Origin of the sequence: Thioclava nitratireducens, assembly GCF_001940525.2 — a bacterium.
GTDB lineage: Bacteria > Pseudomonadota > Alphaproteobacteria > Rhodobacterales > Rhodobacteraceae > Thioclava > Thioclava nitratireducens.
In genome coordinates, this window is sequence record NZ_CP019437.1 from 2,107,127 (window position 1) to 2,125,563 (window position 18,437).

Annotated in this window: 17 protein-coding genes; 12 read left to right on the top strand and 5 right to left on the bottom strand. The window is 64.2% G+C overall.

The window, feature by feature from the left end; translation table 11 throughout:
- Position 1: 1 nt before the first annotated feature.
- Positions 2-1,807, bottom strand: a complete 1,806-nt coding sequence (locus tag BMG03_RS10150) for an ABC transporter substrate-binding protein (RefSeq protein ID WP_077701211.1) — start codon at positions 1,805-1,807, stop codon at positions 2-4.
- A 228-nt stretch (positions 1,808-2,035) separates the two neighbouring features.
- Here BMG03_RS10150 and BMG03_RS10155 point away from each other — a divergent pair, with 228 nt between their 5' ends.
- From BMG03_RS10155 to BMG03_RS10210, 12 genes are all read left to right on the top strand, one after another.
- Positions 2,036-2,986 carry a sugar ABC transporter substrate-binding protein gene (locus BMG03_RS10155; protein ID WP_075776621.1) on the top strand — a complete coding sequence of 317 codons (951 nt, stop codon included), beginning with the start codon at positions 2,036-2,038 and terminating at the stop codon, positions 2,984-2,986.
- Positions 2,987-3,063: 77 nt separating this feature from the next.
- On the top strand, positions 3,064-3,861 hold the full coding sequence (locus BMG03_RS10160) for an SDR family NAD(P)-dependent oxidoreductase (RefSeq protein WP_075776525.1): 798 nt from the start codon (positions 3,064-3,066) through the stop codon (positions 3,859-3,861).
- A 129-nt stretch (positions 3,862-3,990) separates the two neighbouring features.
- The gene (locus BMG03_RS10165; protein WP_075776524.1) at positions 3,991-4,965 is read left to right on the top strand and encodes an ABC transporter permease; all 975 of its coding nucleotides are present in this window, start codon (positions 3,991-3,993) and stop codon (positions 4,963-4,965) included.
- Between the two features lie 10 nt (positions 4,966-4,975).
- A complete protein-coding gene (locus BMG03_RS10170) occupies positions 4,976-5,965 on the top strand; it encodes an ABC transporter permease (protein ID WP_075776523.1) in 990 nt (329 codons plus the stop codon).
- On the top strand, positions 5,962-7,488 hold the full coding sequence (locus tag BMG03_RS10175; RefSeq protein ID WP_075776522.1) for a sugar ABC transporter ATP-binding protein: 1,527 nt from the start codon (positions 5,962-5,964) through the stop codon (positions 7,486-7,488). The genes BMG03_RS10170 and BMG03_RS10175 overlap by 4 nt, the downstream gene beginning before the upstream one ends.
- The gene (locus BMG03_RS10180) at positions 7,488-8,357 is read left to right on the top strand and encodes an NAD(P)-dependent oxidoreductase (protein WP_075776521.1); all 870 of its coding nucleotides are present in this window, start codon (positions 7,488-7,490) and stop codon (positions 8,355-8,357) included. Before BMG03_RS10175 ends, BMG03_RS10180 begins: the two co-directional genes overlap by 1 nt.
- Positions 8,354-9,064, top strand: a complete 711-nt coding sequence (locus BMG03_RS10185) for a ThuA domain-containing protein (protein ID WP_075776520.1) — start codon at positions 8,354-8,356, stop codon at positions 9,062-9,064. The genes BMG03_RS10180 and BMG03_RS10185 overlap by 4 nt, the downstream gene beginning before the upstream one ends.
- A 154-nt stretch (positions 9,065-9,218) precedes the next feature.
- Positions 9,219-9,704, top strand: a complete 486-nt coding sequence (locus tag BMG03_RS10190) for a TrgA family protein (RefSeq protein WP_075776519.1) — start codon at positions 9,219-9,221, stop codon at positions 9,702-9,704.
- Positions 9,705-9,791: 87 nt separating this feature from the next.
- Complete coding sequence (locus tag BMG03_RS10195; protein ID WP_075776518.1) at positions 9,792-10,925, top strand: NUDIX domain-containing protein; 1,134 nt, start codon at positions 9,792-9,794, stop codon at positions 10,923-10,925.
- Between the two features lie 86 nt (positions 10,926-11,011).
- Entirely contained in the window at positions 11,012-12,043 is a 1,032-nt protein-coding gene (locus BMG03_RS10200) for a cysteine synthase A (RefSeq protein ID WP_075776517.1), read from the top strand.
- A complete protein-coding gene (locus BMG03_RS10205; protein ID WP_075776516.1) occupies positions 12,040-14,592 on the top strand; it encodes a DUF3772 domain-containing protein in 2,553 nt (850 codons plus the stop codon). The genes BMG03_RS10200 and BMG03_RS10205 overlap by 4 nt, the downstream gene beginning before the upstream one ends.
- Positions 14,576-15,322 (top strand): alanyl-tRNA editing protein, encoded by a 747-nt coding sequence (locus BMG03_RS10210; protein WP_075776515.1) that lies wholly within the window; start codon positions 14,576-14,578, stop codon positions 15,320-15,322. The genes BMG03_RS10205 and BMG03_RS10210 overlap by 17 nt, the downstream gene beginning before the upstream one ends.
- 194 nt (positions 15,323-15,516) lie before the next feature.
- Here BMG03_RS10210 and fumC read toward each other — a convergent pair whose 3' ends face one another.
- The 4 genes from fumC to BMG03_RS10230 form a co-directional block, all read right to left on the bottom strand.
- Entirely contained in the window at positions 15,517-16,911 is a 1,395-nt protein-coding gene (gene fumC, locus BMG03_RS10215) for a class II fumarate hydratase (RefSeq protein ID WP_075776620.1), read from the bottom strand.
- Between the two features lie 96 nt (positions 16,912-17,007).
- The gene (locus BMG03_RS10220) at positions 17,008-17,409 is read right to left on the bottom strand and encodes an ester cyclase (protein ID WP_075776514.1); all 402 of its coding nucleotides are present in this window, start codon (positions 17,407-17,409) and stop codon (positions 17,008-17,010) included.
- A 4-nt stretch (positions 17,410-17,413) separates the two neighbouring features.
- Positions 17,414-17,878, bottom strand: coding sequence for an SspB family protein (locus BMG03_RS10225; RefSeq protein ID WP_075776513.1), 465 nt, complete (start codon positions 17,876-17,878; stop codon positions 17,414-17,416).
- 156 nt (positions 17,879-18,034) lie between these two features.
- Entirely contained in the window at positions 18,035-18,385 is a 351-nt protein-coding gene (locus BMG03_RS10230; protein ID WP_157771579.1) for a hypothetical protein, read from the bottom strand.
- Positions 18,386-18,437: the final 52 nt, after the last annotated feature.

Here is an 18,437-nt window from a genome sequence, read left to right on the forward strand (position 1 = left end):
CCTAACTTGAACCTGTCCTCAGCACCCGGTCGGCCCGAATCTGGACCTTGCCGAGTGCCTCGCGCGGGGTGGTGACCCCGCGCAGCATGTCGTGAATTTCCTGCCCGCAGATCTCGATCAGCTCGCAGATGTTCGGCAGCGGCGGGCGCGGCCAGAATTGCAGCTCGTCGCGCCAGGACATCGCGTCCACCGCCTCGAAGATCGGCGAGAGATGCTGCACCTGCGGATCGGCGCCGACCGAGTAGCGCGGCACCGTGCGGCTGCCGTTGAGCACGTACAGTTTCTGCGCCGCGGGCGAGGTGAAGGCGATCAGCGCCTCTGCCGCGGCGGCGCGCCGCTCCTCGGGTAGATTGGCCGGGATCGCGAGCACGTATCCGCCCACAGGCGCCACCGGCTTCGCGGCAAGCCCCGTCGGATGCGGAAGATAGCCGGTCGTGTCATGCGCGGGCGAATTCGCGTCGAGTTCGAAATACGGCGCGAGCAGCGTGTAGCCATAGGCCATCGCGACCTTGCCCGCCGCGTAGGGGCGCACGCGCTCGTACCAGGACATCGACAGGATGTCGGGCGGCGAGACGCTCATCAGTTGCAGCAGGTACTCTGCAGCCGCCTCGGTCGCGGGGGTGTCGAACTGCGCAACGAAATCGTCCCGATCGAGATGATCGGCGTCGAACCCGCCCGCGATCGGGTCGAGATTGACGACCGGCTGGCCGAAATCGGCCATCGCCATGATGAAGGTGTGCCCCAGCGCGGTGCCGCGCGCGGCGTTCCACGCGATGCCGTAGCGGCCATGCGTGGGGTCGTGGAAATGCCGCGCGGCCTTGAGCACGAGATCGGTCGTGGACGGTGGCTTCAGCCCGGCTTCGGCGAACAGATCCTTGCGGTAGAACAGCAGTTCCGGCGTGGTCTGGCTGGGCACGCCATAGGGGCGGCCCTCCCAATGCGCGCCGCGCCAGCCCGCGGTATGGAAATCGCTCGGATCGAGGCGCGAGATATCCATCACCTCGTCGAGCGGCATCAACAGCCCTTTCTTCGCGAATTCCCCGATCCACGGCAGGTCGACGGCGATGATGTCGTAATGGCTGGTCTTGCGGGTGGCATTGCGCAGCGTCTCTTCGTGCAGCCGGTCGATCGAGAAGGCCCGCTGCGAGATCGATGTACCCACGATATGTTCAAACTGGCGCTTGAGGTTCTCCATCACCATGAAGGTCGGATCGCCATGAACCAGAACGCGCAGGCCGCCCGGCACGGTGATCGGCTCGGGCAGCACCGAGGGCGGAGCAATCGAATGACCGGCGAGGTAGGTGCCGCCGAAGTAATAGTCGCGCTCGCCCCCATCGGAGTCGGCGAGGTGCTTGCGGGCCAGACGCGCGACGCGATCGGAAAGCTGTCCCCAGTTCGTCAGCAGCTGCGTGCTGGCATGAAGCGAAACGGTCTTGCCAGAGCGAGTGCGCGGGCGTTGCTCGATCATCCCGGCATCGATCATGTCCGAGAGTTTGCGCATCGCCGTCGCGTAGGGCACGCCCGAAGCCGCGACGAGCGAGGAGGGCGTGACGATCTTGCCCTCCAGATGGCAGCGCACCAGATGGGCGGCCATCGCGAGATACGGGTTTGGGGTGGAGAGCGCGAGCGTGGAATCGATCTCGTCGGCAAGAGACTCGAGCAGGTCGATCATCGACAGCGCGGTGTCCCGATCCTGAACGACGGACGCGGACGGCGCCGGGGCGCCGGTATGTCCATGTTGGATATTTTGCGGATCGAGTTTGGTCACGCGTCTGTGTCCGAGCTGTGGTTTTGGTTGCTTCGCCATGAAGTCCTCCGAAAGATGTCCAGATCGAGGATCGTTCACCTTAGCAAAAATATCCATTATGGATATAACGATGTTCAAAATGGATAAGTTGGCGGGCGAAAGCCGGGGCCGCTGTCGGAATGATCAGGATGTGCCGCCGGAGGATTCGGGCTGCATGGCAGACACTCAGGAGGGGGTGGGTGCCACGGCTGACCAACGGCCGGACTGAAACATCATGGGAGGATAATGATGAAAAGATCGATGAAGGCGCTCGTCGCCGGAACCACCGCAGTCGCAACGCTCGCGCTTGCCGGCGGTGCATGGGCCGAACAGATGAAGATCGGCATTACGCAGAACAACGTCGGGGTGGACAGCTACCAGACCACCTATGAGAAGGCCTTCAAGGAGGCGGCGGCGGCCAATCCCGACGTCGATGCGGTCGTGCTCGATGCGGGCGGCGACGTGGCGCGCCAGATCGCGCAGATCCAGGATCTCGTGCAGCAGAAAGTGCAGGCGATCATCGTCTGGCCGACCAACGGCAAGGCCGTGGTCCCGGCGGTCAAGAAAGCGCATGACGCGGGCATCCCGGTCATCATCACCAACTCCAACATCGCCGAGCAGGGCATGCCCTTCATCGCCGCCTTCTCGGGCCCGAACAATATCGAGCAGGGCAAGGAAGCCGCGGACATGATGTGCACCGGGCTCAACGGCAAGGGTGACATCGTGCAGATCTCGGGCAAGCCCGGCTACACCACCGCGATCGAACGCCAGAAGGGCTTCGAGGACGAGCTGGCCAAGGCCTGCCCCGACGTGAAGATCATGGACACCCAGCCTGGCGACTGGAACCGCGAGAAGTCGCAGCGCGTCATGGAAGATTTCCTCGTGAAATATCCGAAGATCGACGGCGTCTATGCGGCCGATGACAACATGGGCGTCGGTGCGCTCAACGCCGCCAAGGCTGCGGGTCGTGCCAAGGACATCAAGTTCGTCGGCGCCACCAACTTCGCGGTCGGCTACGAGGCGATGAAGAAGGGCGAGTATTACGGCTCGGTTTACCAGTCGCCGATCGACGATGCGAAGAACGCGCTTCAGACCGCGATCGACGTGATCCAGGGCAAGGACGTTCCGAAGATGAACTACTTCAAGACGCCCCAGATCACCCAGGAGAATATGGACCAGTTCAAGAAGCCTGCCTTCTGATCTCTCCTCCCCAGGGCATGGGTCAAGCTCACGGGGCGACCCATGCCCACCTTATTGCAGGAAAAACGGAGAATTCGATGGGACGCGTAACTGGACGGGTCTGTCTCGTGACGGGTGCTGCGCGCGGTATTGGACGCGCGATTGCCGAGGCTTTGCTGGATGAGGGGGCGGATGTCTGTTTCGCCGATCTCAACGGTGAGCGGGTCGCCGAACTTGCGACGGAGAATGCGGCGCGCGCGGAAGCTGCGGGTGGCCGGGTGATGTCGGCGCAGGTGAACGTGACCAAGCGTGACGAAGTGCGCGCGATGATGCAGAAGGTCGCTGCGGAATTCGGCCGGGTCGACGTGGTGTTCAACAATGCGGGCGTCAATCGCCCGATGAACTTCCTCGACGTGACCGAAGATAATTGGCATTTCATCATGGATATCAATGGGCTCGGCACTCTGATCGGGATGCAGGAAGCAGCCCATCAGATGATCGCGCAGGGCGGTGGTGGCAAGATCATCAACACCGCTTCGATCGCGAGCCGTCAGGGCTTTGACAACGTGGCGCCCTATTGCGCCTCGAAATGGGCGGTGGTTTCGCTGACGCAATCAGGCGCGCGCGATCTTGCGAAGCACGATATCACCGTGACAGGTTTCGCGCCGGGCGTGGTGGCGACGGAGATGTGGGAAGAGGTCGATCGCGACCTGATGGAGATCGGCGCGGCGCAGGCGCCCGGGCAGGCGATGGAGGAGTTCGCCTCGGGCATCCTGCGCGGACGGGTCGCACGACCTGCCGATATCACGGGAACCACGACGTTCCTCGCCTCGCCCGACAGTGACTACATGACGGGACAGATCGTGATGATCGACGGCGGTATGACACTGGTCTGACCCGCCGTCAGCGGCAGCGAGGAGGCTGCCCGACGGGAGGAGAAAATGGCGAATTCGCATGTGGAGAAGCCGGCTGCCGCAAGCAGCCCGCACACGGCGCGCGTGGCGCGTGACAGCAGGGGGAGTGGAATGAACCGAGACAGGTGGAAAACGATCGCCGGCGTGCTGGCGCGGCAGGGCATCCTGGTGGCCTTCGCTCTGTTCCTGATCGGATTCTCGATCTTTTCGGATCGGTTCCTGTCGCCGGAGAACCTCTTCTCGGTGATACGCTCCTCGGCGATCATCGGGGTCATGGCGCTAGGCGTGACGGTGGTGGTGATCGGCGGCAATCTCGATCTGTCGGTGGGCTCGATGCTGTCCTTCTCGACCGTCCTGGTGGTCGATCTGCATGACAAGATCGGCCCGGCACCGGCGATTGGTGTGATGCTGGTCGCCACTCTGGCGCTCGGCGCGGTGAACGGTTTGCTCGTCGGCGTCGCGCGGCTGAATTCGCTGATCGTGACCCTCGGTATGCTCTCGGCGATACAGGGCCTCACGCTGATTTATTCGGGCGGCAAGAACGTCGATATCGTCAATCAGGATCAGACCTGGTTCAAGATTTTCGGGCGCGGCTCGATCTTCGACATCCCGACGCCCATCGTGATCTTCGGGATCTGCGCGATCGTGCTGCACCTGACGATGGCCTACACCCCCTTCGGACGGCGCATCTACGCCACTGGCGGCAACGCCACGGCGGCGGTGTTCTCGGGCGTGCGGCGCTCGCGCGTGGTGTTCCTGACCTACCTGATCTCGGCCACCGGCGTCGCCATCGCCGCGATCATCCTCGGCAGCCGGGTGATGGGCTCGCAGAACAACGTGGGCCAAGGCTACGAGCTGCAGGTGCTGGCGGGCGTGATCCTCGGCGGAACGTCGCTGCTGGGCGGCTCGGGCACGATCTGGAAGACGGTGATCGGCGTGCTGATCCTCGGCTTCATCCAGAACGGCCTGCTGCTGATGGGCTTCGAATATTACGTGCAGTGGCTGGTGACGTGGGTGGTGATCATCCTCGCGGTCTGGCTCGACATCGCGGCCAAGCGTGGCCGGCTGCTTTCCCCGATCGCCTGAGGAGGAGACAATGGCGGATACCGTTATCAAATCGCCCGTGCGTTGGCTCGCAGCCAACCCGATATGGGGCTTCATCGTTCTGATATTCGTGTTCTTCAGCTTCGCGAACCCGTATTTCTTCGCGGTGCAGAACTTCCAGAACATCCTCGTGCAGACCTCGACCATCGGCCTGATCGCGCTCGGCATGACGCTGGTGATGATCAACGGCAATATCGACCTGAGCGTCGGTGCGGTCGTCGCCCTCGCGGCAAGCCTCTGCGTCGACATTCAGGGCTGGGATATGTTCTCGGCCTGGGGCAACTGGGCGCTCCTGCCCGCCGTAGTCGCGGCGCTGGTAGCGGGCACCGCCCTTGGCGCGCTCAACGGGTTCATCGTCTGGAAAACGGGGGTCGATGCCTTCATCGTGACGCTGGGCGCGATGCTTGGCGTGCGCGGGCTCGTCTTCGTCTACACCAAGGAACAGTCCTTCTTCGCGATGAACTTCTCCTTCTCGGATTTCGGGTCGAGCAATCTCGGACCGTTGCCGACGCTGGCGGTGTTATTCCTCGTCTGCACGGTAGTGGTGCATCTGCTACTTGCGCGCACCGTGCATGGCCGTAACACCTACGCGGTGGGGGGCAACCGGGCAGCAGCGGTGAATGCGGGGATCCGCGTGGGGCCGCACATGCTGATCAACTTCATGATCGTCGGCTTCTTCGCGGCGCTCGCAGGGGTCACGCTGTCCTCGCAGATGGGCGCGGCGACGCCGAACCTCGGCACGAATTACGAACTGTGGGTCATCACCTCGGTCGTGCTTGGCGGCACCAAGCTGAACGGCGGTGCGGGCAATATCATCGGCACGCTGGGCGGCGTGCTCGCCATCGGCATCCTGCGCAACGGGATGAACCTGATGCAGGTGCCCGCTTTCTACGTGCTGGTGATCCTCGGGACGATCCTGATCGCCGTGCTGCTGCTCGACAAGCAGCTCAACCGCAAGGGCAAAGAGGAGCTTCGGGTATGAGCGACGCTGCTGAAACCAAGACCCCCGCGCTGCAACTCAAGGGGATCGTCAAGACCTTTCCCGGTGTGCGCGCACTGGACGACGTGACATTCGACGTCCGCGCAGGCGAGGTCCACGCGCTGCTGGGCGAAAACGGTGCGGGCAAATCCACCCTGATGAAGGTGCTCGCCGGGATGTATCAACCCGACGAGGGCACGATCGAGATCGAGGGCAAACCGGTCACGATGCGTACGCCCCTCGAGGCAAAACGGCGCGGCGTGGTGCTGATCCACCAGGAGCTGTCGCTGGCCGAGGAGATGACGGTCGCCGAGAACATCTACCTTGGCGAGCTGCCGCGCCGGAGCCTTGGCCGGGTCGACTGGAAGACGCTCTTCGCCAAGTCGGAGGAAATCCTCAAACGCCTCAATTGCGGCTTCGGCCCGAAGGACCGGGTGGGCGCACTCTCCATCGCCAACCAGCAGATGGTAGAGATCGCCCGCGCGCTGACGGTAGATGCGAAGGTCGTGATCTTCGACGAACCGACCGCCTCGCTGACCGATGCCGAGAAGGTGGTGCTGTTCGAGATCATCAACGACCTGAAGGCGCGCGGCGTCGGCATCGTCTACATTTCGCACCGAATGGACGAGATCTTCACGCTGGCCGACCGGATCTCGGTGCTGCGCGATGGCGGCTATCGCGGGACGCTGGTCGCCGGCGACACCACCGAGGACGAGGTGATCCAGCTGATGATCGGGCGCTCGCTCGACCTGTCGCGCCGCCAGCATGCCGAGGTGAAGACCGGTGACGTCGCCCTGAAGGTGGAGGGGCTGAGCTGCGGCAAGCTGTTCCAGGATGTCAGCTTCGAGCTGCGCGAGGGCGAGGTGCTGGGCTTCTACGGTCTTGTGGGCGCGGGGCGCACCGAGATCGCCGAGACGCTGTTCGGCCTGCGCCGTCCCACCGCCGGCACGATCGAGATCGACGGCAAGGAGACCTCGATCCACTCGCCCGCCGACGCGATCGCGAAAGGCATCTCGCTGGTGCCCGAAAGCCGCAAGGAACAGGGGCTGGTGCTTGGCATGAACTGCCGCGACAACATCACCCTGCCACAGGTGGGCGATCTGACCTCGGGGCCGTTCGTGTCGGACGGGGCCGAGATCGCGATCTTCGACCAGTATCGCGATACGCTGAAGATCAAGACTCCCAGCTGGCGGCAGGCGGTCGGCAATCTCTCGGGCGGCAACCAGCAGAAGATCGTGATCGGCAAATGGCTCGCGATGCATCCGCGCATCCTGATCGTGGACGAGCCAACGCGCGGCATCGACGTGGGCTCGAAATCCGAGATCCACGACCTGATCCGCGAGCTTGCCCGCTCGGGCTACGCGGTGATCGTGATTTCTTCGGAGATGCCCGAAGTGCTTCATGTCTCGGACCGCATCCTCGCGATGTATCATGGCCGCGTGATGCGCCGCTTCACCGCCGAGGAAGTGACCGAGGACAGTCTCGTCGCAGCGATTTCCGGGATCGAGCAAGAACAGGTCGCGTGATGCGGATCGGGTTTGCGGGGCTCGGGCGGATGGGTGCGCCGATGGCGCGTAACCTGATCGCGGCCGGGCACGAGGTGACGGTCTGGAACCGCTCTCCGGACCGCGCTGAGACCTTCGCCGCCGAGACCGGAGCAGGGGTGGCCGCCACCCCGCGCGCCCTGGCGGAGGGGACGGAACTGGTGGTGACGATGCTCTCCGACGACGCGGCGTCCTCCGCCGTGCATCTGGGAGAGGACGGTCTCTTCGCCGCGTCCGGTCCGCTGACGCTGCTCGAGATGGGCACGATGAGCCCCGAACATATCGCTGATCTCGCGGGCGAGGCCCCCGCAGGCTGGCAGGTGATCGACGCGCCGGTCTCGGGCTCCACAGCCGCGGCCGAGGCGGCGAGCCTGATGATCATGGCGGGCTGCACCGAGGATCAGGCGGCGCCGCTGCGCCCTGCGCTCGACGCGATGGGCAAGACGGTGATCTGTCTGGGCAATGTGGGCGACGGCGCGGTGATGAAGCTCGCCGTGAACATGCTGATCCACAGCCTCAACCAGACCCTCGCCGAGGCGCTGAGCCTCACCGACGCGGCAGGCATCGACACAAGCACGGCCTTTGCCGCGATCGAGGCTTCGGCCGCCGCCGCGCCGATGCTGAGCTACCGCAAGCCGCTTTATCTGGACGAGGCGGCCCACCCGGTCAGTTTCACAGTGGCGCTGGCGCGCAAGGATATGGAGGTCACGCAGGCACTGGCCGCGCAGCTTGGCGTCGCGCTGCCGCAGGGCGAGGTGGTGCTGGAGCGGCTGCGCGCCGCCGAAGCTGCGGGCCGAGGGGCGCGCGACATGGCTTCGATGGTCGATTTCACGCGAAAGGATAAATCATGAAAGCCGTTCTCTTCGTCGGAGGCTGGGAAGGCCACGCGCCGACCGAATTCGCAGACTGGTGCCGCGAGCTGCTGGAGGGCGAGGGCTTCGAGGTGGTGGTGCATGACACGCTCGCGCCCCTTGCCGAGCCCGAGAAGATGGCTGATTGCGACCTGATCGTGCCGATCTGGTCGTCCGCCCGCTCCGCGCACCAGCCGGAATTCGGAAACATGACCAAGGCGGAGGAGGACGGGCTTCTCAAGCTGGTGGCAGGCGGCTGTGGGCTGGCGGGCTGGCACGGCCATATGGGCGATGCCTTCCGCGACCGCCCGACCTACCACTTCCTGATCGGCGGGCAGTTCGTCGCCCATCCACCGGGCTGGCCGGACAACCTTGTGCCGACCGACGATTACGTCGATTACGACGTCACGATCTGCCGCCCCGCAGATCCGATCGTGAAGGGCATCCGCAGCTTCCGGCTGAAATCCGAGCAGTATTATATGCTTACCGATCCGAGCAACGAGGTGCTCGCGACGACGACCTTCTCGGGCGATCACCTGTGGTGGATCGAGGGCACTGTGATTCCGGTCGTGTGGAAGCGGCGCTGGGACAAGGGGCGGATCTTCTATTGCTCGATCGGACACACGCTCGACGATCTGAAGGTCGAGCAGGTGACCGAGATCATCCGGCGCGGGATGCATTGGGCGGCGCGAGGGCCTGACGTGTGAAAGCGAGCGACGCGACCGGACAAATGCGTCCTTCGTGATGGCCTTCTTGATGTCGTGTTACCTTACGTCAGTCTTTCATAGTTTCGCCGTAATCGCGCGTTAACCAGTAGGGATCACCCTCAGACCGGATCGGTTTCGAGATGGAGGCCCGGCAATGATGCAACGTATCGCAGTGCGCAAGTCGCAGGCGCAAATCCCGACCCTCGCGAAACTTTTCGCGGCGCTCGCGCTCGGGGCGACGGGGTTCTTCGCCGCCCAACAGATCATGCCTGCGATTCCGGCCGGGGTCGATGGCGCGAAAGAGCTGGGCCTGATCATGGGCTCCTTCGGGCTTCTGGTTGGTTGGCGCGTGGTGGGCGTGTCGGAGGGACGGCGTTGGGTCGATGCAATCAATGACGGGCTGCGCGGCGGGATCTATGTCCTGATGTGGACCTTCTTCTTCCTCGGCACAATCCAGATGCTGAAGCTGGCACTGCGGATGCGCTATGACGACGTGCTCTCCGCCGTGACCGATGTCATCGGGCAGGGTGTCGCGATCGGGGTGGCCTCGCTGGGCGTGGCGCCGGTCATCACGCTCGGTCTTGGCGCGATGGGCGCGGGCCTGCTGTCGGAGTTCGCCTATCGCCGCTACGGGCGCTGAACACCGCGCGGGCCGCACCCTTGGCTTGACATCGCGCGCTTGCCTTGCAGGTTGAAGCGCATGATGCGCCAAGCTGCAGGGATGCTCATGCAACCACATTTCTTTTACGGAACGCTTTGTCATCCGCCACTGCTGGAGGCGGTGATCGGACGTGTGCCGCAGCTCGTTCCGGCACGGCTGGAAGGTTTCGCGCCGCACGAGGCCTGCCGCGAGGGGCAGGGTCTGGGCTTTCCGATCCTGATCGAAACGCCGGGGGCGGTGACGCGCGGGGTCGTGGCCGATCTGACCGAGGCCGAGGCGGAGCGCATCGCGTGGTACGAGGATGGGTACGACGCCGAGATTCGTGAACTGGAAACTGGGGCGGGGTCGCGCGAGGCGAAGCTCTGGCTGCCGCAGGCCGATCGCTGGGAGGTCGGCGCGGAGTGGACGCTCGGCGACTGGGCGCCGAAATGGGCAGCGCTGAAGACCGAAGCCGCGCGCCTGTTCATCGCCGAAGCGCAGGCCGTCGGGCCCGACGCCGCCAATGCGCGCTATCATGCGATCCTCGTGCGCGCGGCCTCCATCCTGCGGGCGCGCGCTGCCCCGATGGCGCAGGACCTGCGCCGCGACCTGCAGGATGGCGACATCAAGATCGACGCGCAACAGACTGCCTATGCTAAGTTTTTCGCCGTTGAAGATTACAAGCTGGAACACCGGCTCTTTGCCGGAGGCATGAGCGCCAAGCTCGACCGGGCGGCCTTCGTTTCGGGCGATGCGAGCGTCGTTCTGCCTTATGATCCGGTGCGCGACCGGGTGATGCTGATCGAACAGATCCGCACCGGGCCGCTGGCCCGCGGTGAGCCGAACCCGTGGATGATCGAGGCGATCGCGGGCCGGGTCGATCCCGGCGAGACCCCCGAGGAAGCGGCGCTGCGCGAGGCGGGGGAAGAGGCGGGCATCACGATTGCGCGCCTCATCGAGGCCCCGCGCTACTATCCGTCGCCAGGAGCCAAGAGCGAATTCGTCTATTCCTATATCGGGATCGCCGATCTTCCCGACGAGGCTGCGCAGCTTGGCGGCAAGGCCGATGAGCATGAAGATATCCGCGCCCATCTGGTGCCGTTCGAGCGTCTGATGACGCTGGTGGCGACCGGCGAGGCGGGCAATGCGCCGCTTGTCGTGCTCGCACTCTGGCTCGCCGGGCAGCGCGCCGCACTGCAGCGGATGGCGGGCGTCGCGTAATCGCGGGGTTGAGGTGGCGCGCGCCGCGTCCTAAGTCTGGCTTCAACGGCCCCGTGGCGGGCAACTCGATACGGGAGGAAAGCGCGATGCGTATCTGCAGCGATCTGGCGTCGGCGGTGGGAAATACCCCGCTCATCAAGCTCAGGAAGGCATCGGAAGAGACCGGCTGCACGATCCTCGGCAAGGCGGAATTCCTCAATCCCGGCCAATCGGTGAAAGACCGCGCGGCGCTCTACATCATCCGCGACGCGATCCAGCGCGGCGAGCTCGCACCCGGTGGCACGATCGTCGAAGGCACGGCGGGCAACACCGGCATCGGCCTCGCGCTCGTGGGCGCGTCGATGGGCTTCCGCTCGGTGATCGTGATCCCCGAGACGCAGAGCCAGGAAAAGAAGGACATGCTGAGGCTGGCCGGCGCCGAGCTGGTGCAGGTCCCGGCCGCGCCCTATCGCAACCCCAACAACTACGTGCGCTATTCCGAGCGGCTGGCGAAGGAACTGGCCAAGACCGATCCGCATGGCGCGATCTGGGCCAACCAGTTCGACAATACCGCGAACCGGCAGGCTCATATCGAAACGACCGGCCCCGAAATCTGGGATCAGACCGGCGGCAAGGTCGACGGCTTCATCTGCGCGGTGGGCTCGGGCGGCACGCTCGCGGGCACCGGCATGGCGCTGCAGCCCAAGGGCGTGAAGATCGGCCTCGCCGATCCCGATGGCGCGGCACTGCACAGCTATTACACGACCGGCGAGTTCAAATCCGAGGGCTCGTCGATCACCGAAGGCATCGGGCAGGGGCGGATCACCGCCAATCTCGAGGGCTTCACCCCGGATATGAGCTTCAACATCCCCGATAGCGAGGCGCTGCCGGTGGTCTTCGACCTGCTGCAGGAAGAAGGCCTCTGCTTGGGCGGCTCCTCGGGGATCAATATCGCGGGCGCGATGCATATGGCGCGCGAGATGGGCCCGGGCCACACGATCGTGACGGTGCTGTGCGACTACGGCAACCGCTACCAGTCGAAGCTCTTCAACCCCGACTTCCTCAAGGGCAAGGGTCTGCCTGTGCCGGAATGGCTCGACCGGGCCCCGCGTGAGATGCCGGAGGTGTTCGAGGGATGACGATCCTGCGTCTGGCGCGTCTGCTATTGCTGGCCGTCGCGCTGGCGCTTCCGGGGATCCTCTTTGCACAAAGCCCCGAGCCGCCGGATTACAAGGCGTGGGAAAAAACCGCGACCGAAGCCGAGCAGATGGTGCAGGCCGACAAGGCACAGCGCCAGGAATTCGACAAGATCCGGCAGGAGGTCGTCAACTGGCGCGAGAAATTCAAGGCGGCCGAGGATATCAACGCCAGCCAGATCTCGACCGTCAAGGCGCAGATCGAAGCGCTCGGACCTCCTCCGAAGGAGGGCCAGAGCGAGGACAAGGCGATCGCCGACCGGCGCAAGAAGCTCAACGACGAGTTGGCGCAGCTTCAATCGCCGGGGTTGCGCGCGACCGAGGCCGCGAGCCGCGCGGATTCCATCGTTGCCAATATCGACCAGCTTCTGCGCGCGCGGCAGACTGACAAGCTGTTGCGGCTCACACCCTCGCCGCTGAACCCGATAAACTGGCCCGAGGGTCTGAAAGTGCTGTCGGAACTGACCTCCGAGCTAGCCTCGGAGATGGGCCAGCAGCTCAATGACACCGATCCCTATGCCAGTGCGCGCAACAACGCGCCCGCGATCGTGGGCTTGCTGCTGGTGGCGCTGCTTCTGGTGGCGCGCGGCCGGACATGGATCGACAAGCTGGCCGATGTGCTCGAGGCGCGGCTGGCGCGCAATGCGCAGAGAGTGATCGATTTCATCGTCTCGCTGGGGCAGCTCCTGCTGCCGATCGCGGGGATCGTACTGCTCGAAGCTGCGCTGGTTCAGACCGAACTCTTCGGCTCGCGATGGATGGAGCTGCTCATAGCGATCGGCGTGGTGCTGAGCGCGGCCTTCGTCGCCTTCTGGCTCTCGGGCCGCATCTTCCCGCGCAACGACCGGCAAGTCGCGCCCTTCACCCTGCAAAGCGAGCGTCGCCGCGAAGGTCGGTTGCTGACGATCTCGCTGGCGGTTTTCGCGGCGATCCAGGGCCCGTTCGGCGATTGGCTCGTCGCGCGCGGGCAGGATGTGATCGAGGGAAGCGCGAAAACGGCCGAAGAGATCGATGCGGCGGGGCATACGCTCGATGCCGGTTTCGGCGTCTTGGTCTTCCCGCTGCAGGTTCTTGCCGCGATCGCGCTATTCCGCTTCGGGCAACTGCTGCGGCGCCACCTGCGCAACGAGACCTCCGGCTCCGAGGAGGGCGCGTTCCGCGACCGGCTCGTGGGGGCGCTCGGCAATGCGCTGATCGCGGTCGCGGTGGTCGCGCCGGTTCTGGGCGGTATCGGCTATATCAACGCCGCCAACGCGCTGATCTTCCCGACCATCCTGACGCTGGGGCTGATCGCGCTGCTGCTGGTGCTCAACCAGTTCTTTACCGATGTCTATGTGCTGGTCGCCCGGCGCGAGGACGACGGGCGCGACTCTCTGATCCCGGCGCTGATCGGCTTCCTGCTTGGCCTGCTCGCGATGCCGCCCGCAGCTCTGATCTGGGGCGCGCGCCCGGCCGATCTGGCCGAGATGTGGACGCGTTTCCAGAACGGTGTCTCGGTCAGCGGCGTCACGATCTCGCCTGGCATTTTCCTGACCTTCGCGATCGTCTTCGTGATCGGCCTGATGGTTACCCGGCTCCTGCAAGGGGCGCTGAAAACCTCGCTTCTGCCGAAGACCAAGATCGACAAGGGCGGGCAGAACGCTATCGTCTCGGGCCTTGGCTATTTCGGCATCTTCCTCGCCGCGGTGATCGCGATTTCCTCGGCCGGGATCGACCTCAGCTCGCTCGCCATCGTCGCCGGTGCGCTCTCTGTCGGTGTCGGTTTCGGTCTGCAGACCATCGTGCAGAACTTCGTCTCGGGCATCATCCTCCTGATCGAGCGCCCGATCTCCGAAGGCGACTGGATCGAGGTCAACGGCCAGATGGGAATCGTGAAGGCGATCTCCGTGCGCTCCACCCGGATCGAGACCTTCGACCGCACCGAAGTCATCGTGCCCAATGCGGACCTGATCTCGGGGCAGGTGACGAACTGGACGCGCGGCAATGTCACGGGGCGCCTGATCGTGCCGGTCGGCGTGGCTTATGGCACCGACACCCGCAAGGTCGAGACCATCTTGCACGAGGTGGCCGCGAACCAGTCGCTGGTGATGATGAACCCCGAGCCTGTCGTGATCTTCAAGGGCTTCGGCGCGGACAGCCTCGATTTCGAGGTGCGCGTGATCCTCTCGGACGTGAACTTCATCCTCCGCGTCCAGAGCGAGATGAACCACGAGATCAATCAACGCTTCGCCGAGGCCGGGATCGAGATTCCCTTCGCACAGCGCGACGTCTGGTTGCGCAACCCCGAGGTGCTGCGGCCCAGTAAGGACGACGCCGAGGCGCAATCCGACAAGGCCGAGGACAAGGGGTCGGAGGACAGTGACGACACCGCCTCCAAGCGCCCCGTCAGCCGCGCCGAGTATGGCAAGCCCCAACCCGGCGAAGGTCCGGAAGGGTTAGAACAACAGCGCCACGACAGTTCCGATGGAGAGGCCGATGCAGGAGACCGTTAAACAATCGCAGCAGCAAAGCTACCGTATCCACCCCTATGCCCGCGATCTCGAAGTTCGGGTGACCGGGCTGACCGACGAAGGCGGCATCTATTGCGCGGATTCGATCTTCTACCCGACCGGCGGCGGCCAACCGGGGGATAGCGGCAAGCTGGTCTGGGACGGCGGCGAGATCGAGATCGCGACCACCGTGAAGGCCGAACCCGGCGCGCCCGGCGCGGTGATCCTCGTGCCCGCCGAGCCGCAACCCCTGCCGCCTGTCGGTGCTCAGGTGCAGCAGCGTCTCGACTGGGAACGCCGCCACCGCCACATGCGCGTCCATACCGCGCTGCACCTGCTGTCGGTCGCGATCCCGCTGCCGGTGACGGGCGGACAGATCGGGTCCGACAAGGGGCGGCTGGATTTCGATATGCCGGAGAAGCCTGAAGATCTGGAAGCGATCGAACGGCAGCTGAACGATTGGGTCGCGCAAGACCTGAAAGTGGTCGAGCATTGGATCACCGATGCCGAACTCGAGGCGCAGCCAGAGCTGGTCAAGACGCTCTCGGTCGCGCCGCCCAAGGGGCAGGGCTGGGTGCGGCTGGTCGCGATCGGCGAAGCTGCCGACCGCATCGACCTGCAGCCCTGCGGCGGCACCCATGTCGCCTCGACCGGCGAGATCGGTGGCCTCCGGCTCGGCAAGATCGAGAAGAAGGGCAAGATGAACCGCCGCGTACATCTTCATCTTGCCTGAGAACTGCGGGCCGGGCAGGGGCGCTGCCCCTCTGCCTTCGACATTCACCCCGGGATATTTAGACAAGCCCGAACGGACATGGCTGCATCGGGCTTGCCGAAATATCCCGGGGGAGCGCTGAAAGCGCGGGGGCAGAGCCCCCCAATGAAAAAGGGCGACCACTGGGCCGCCCTTCGTCATTCATGGAAGCTGGATCAGGCTTTCGGGCCGATCATCTGCTCGGGGCGGACGACCTTGTCGAAGGTTTCCTCGTCGACGAAGCCAAGCTTGATCGCCTCCTCCTTCAACGTGGTGCCGTTCTTATGCGCGGTCTTCGCGACCTTGGTCGCGTTGTCGTAGCCGATCGTCGGCGCGAGCGCGGTGACCAGCATCAGCGACTCGTGCAGCAGTTTCTCGATGCGCGGCTCGTTGGCCTCGATGCCGGCAACCATGTTGTCGGTGAAGGCCGAGGCGCTGTCGCCCAGAAGCTGCATGGATTGCAGCACGTTATAGCTCATCATCGGGTTGTAGACGTTGAGCTCGAAATGGCCTTGCGAGCCGGCGAAACCGATGGCCGCGTCATTGCCCATGACATGGGCGCAGACCATGGTCAGCGCTTCGGCCTGCGTCGGGTTCACCTTGCCCGGCATGATCGAGGAGCCCGGCTCGTTTTCCGGCAGGATCAGCTCGCCCAGGCCGCAGCGCGGGCCAGAGCCCAGCAGGCGGATGTCGTTGGCGATCTTGAAGAGCGAGGCGGCCACGGTTTTCAGCGCGCCCGAGAACATGACCATCGCGTCATGCGCGGCGAGCGCTTCGAACTTGTTCGGCGCGGTGACGAAGGGCAGGTCGGTAATCTCGGCCATATTCGCCGCCACCGTCTCGGCCCAACCGACTTGGGTGTTCAGACCGGTGCCGACGGCGGTGCCGCCTTGGGCCAGTTCGTAGATGTCGCCGAGTGAGGCTTCGACGCGCTCGATTCCCTTCTTCACCTGATGGGCGTAGCCGGAGAATTCCTGGCCGAGAGTCAGCGGCGTCGCGTCCTGCGTGTGGGTGCGGCCAATTTTGATGATGTCCTTGAAGTCCTCGGACTTGGCTTCCAGCGCCGCGTGCAGTTTGCGCAGACCGGGCAGCAGCACGTCGCGCGCCTGCATCGCGATCCCGACATGCATCGCGGTCGGGAAAGTGTCGTTCGAGGACTGCCCCATGTTGCAGTGATCGTTCGGGTGGACCGGGTCTTTCGAGCCCATCTCGCCGCCCAGAATTTCGATCGCGCGGTTCGAGATCACCTCGTTGGCGTTCATGTTCGACTGCGTACCCGATCCGGTCTGCCAGACCACGAGGGGGAAGTTGTCGTCGAACTTTCCTTCGATCACTTCGCCGGCCGCCTCGATGATCGCATCGGCGATCTTCGCGTCCAGCTTGCCCTGCGCCTTGTTGGCCATCGCGCAGGCTTTCTTGATCACGCCGAGCGCGCGGATGATCGGGACCGGCTGGCGCTCCCATCCGATCGGGAAGTTCATGATCGAGCGCTGCGTCTGCGCGCCCCAATATTTGTCTGCAGGAACTTCAAGCGGGCCGAAGCTGTCGGTTTCGGTGCGGGTCGCGGTCATCTGGGCCTCCATGATTGCGCGCAATCTTTCGCACGCACTGATAGGGCCCGCGAAGGAATTTTGCAACGGTATACGGAGGTATACTTGGGGCGGCTCTCAGATCTGTGCGGCGATCGCATCCCGGTCGATCAGCGAATGCACCTGGCGGATGCGGCCATCTGCAACGCGATAGAAGACATGCTCGTCGAACCTCACGCGGCGGCCGTTCACCGGCAGATCGAAGAGCATTCCCACCGGCGTGCAGTCGAAGCGCAGCCGTGCTGCGATCACTGGCGGATCGGCCGCAAGCGTTTCCGCATCGAAATGAAGGTCGGGGATCGCGCGATGGTCGCCCTCGAGCATCTCCCGGTAGCCCGCGAGGCCAAGCGGGCGCGCATTATGAGTGACCTCGGGATGCACGAAATCACCGAGACGCGCCCAGTCCTGTTCGTTCAGGCAAGTCAGATAGCCGCGATAAAGCGACAGAAGCGCTTCGCGGTCCGGAGGCTCCGACGCCACCGGGTTACTTGCGGAATTGATCGAGGCTCACGACTTCGGCCTCGCCACGCGCGGCGGGGGCCGCCTCTTCTTCCTCGGCCACTTCTTCCTCTTCGAACTCGTCTTCGTCGTCATATTCCTGCGTCTCGAAACGCAGGCCGAACTCTACCGAGGGATCGACGAAGGTGGTAATCGCGTCGAGCGGCACATAGAGCGGCTCGGGCGAATTGCCGAAGTTCAGCGTGATCGAGAAACCGTCCTCGCCCACTTCGAAATTGTCATACCAATTCTGGATGACGATCGTCATTTCCTCGGGGTACCGTTCGCGCAGCCAATCGGCGAGTTCGGCGTCGGGATGACGGGTATCGAAGGTGATGAAAAAGTGGTGTTCACCGGGCAGGCCATTCGCCGCGATGTCGCTCAGCACTGTCTGGATCAGCCCGCGCATCGCGTGATGCATCAGGTTTCCGTAATCAATGGATTGCGTCATGGCCAAGTCCCTTTCTTCTCGGCCTCAAGCATAGGGGATTCTTGGCGGGCCGCAAGGCGGGCGAGGGAGCGCGAAGCGCGACTTTGCGGGGACGCGCCAGCCTCGCCGCGATCGATGCCTTTGCATCCTAGAGGCGAGACGGGGTAGCGTTTCTGCTTACTCCAGCATCTCCCCGGATAGGCAGAGCGCGACCGTGTCGGGGGGCATCAGTTCCAAGCCCTCGAACAGCGCGATCACGTCGTGAGTGTTGTAAGCTTCCACGATTTTTTCTCCGCGAAATCGCATGGCCAATTGTCCGGTAAACCCCACCGAACGCGCGGTCTGCGCGGATTTTCCCGCGACTTTCAGAAGCGTCCAGAGCCATTCGCCGGATTCGACATGGCGCATCACGGCTATCTGAATTCCGTGTAAATGCGCCCGCAACGCCGGCACCCGTTCGCCGAAAACCTCCGGTCGAATCTCGAGCCCAGAGATCGGTCCTTTGGTCAAGACATCCGCGTCAAACAACCCGTCGATCTCGTCCAGCCGATCCTTTCGGGCGAGCATTGCAGGCACGAAT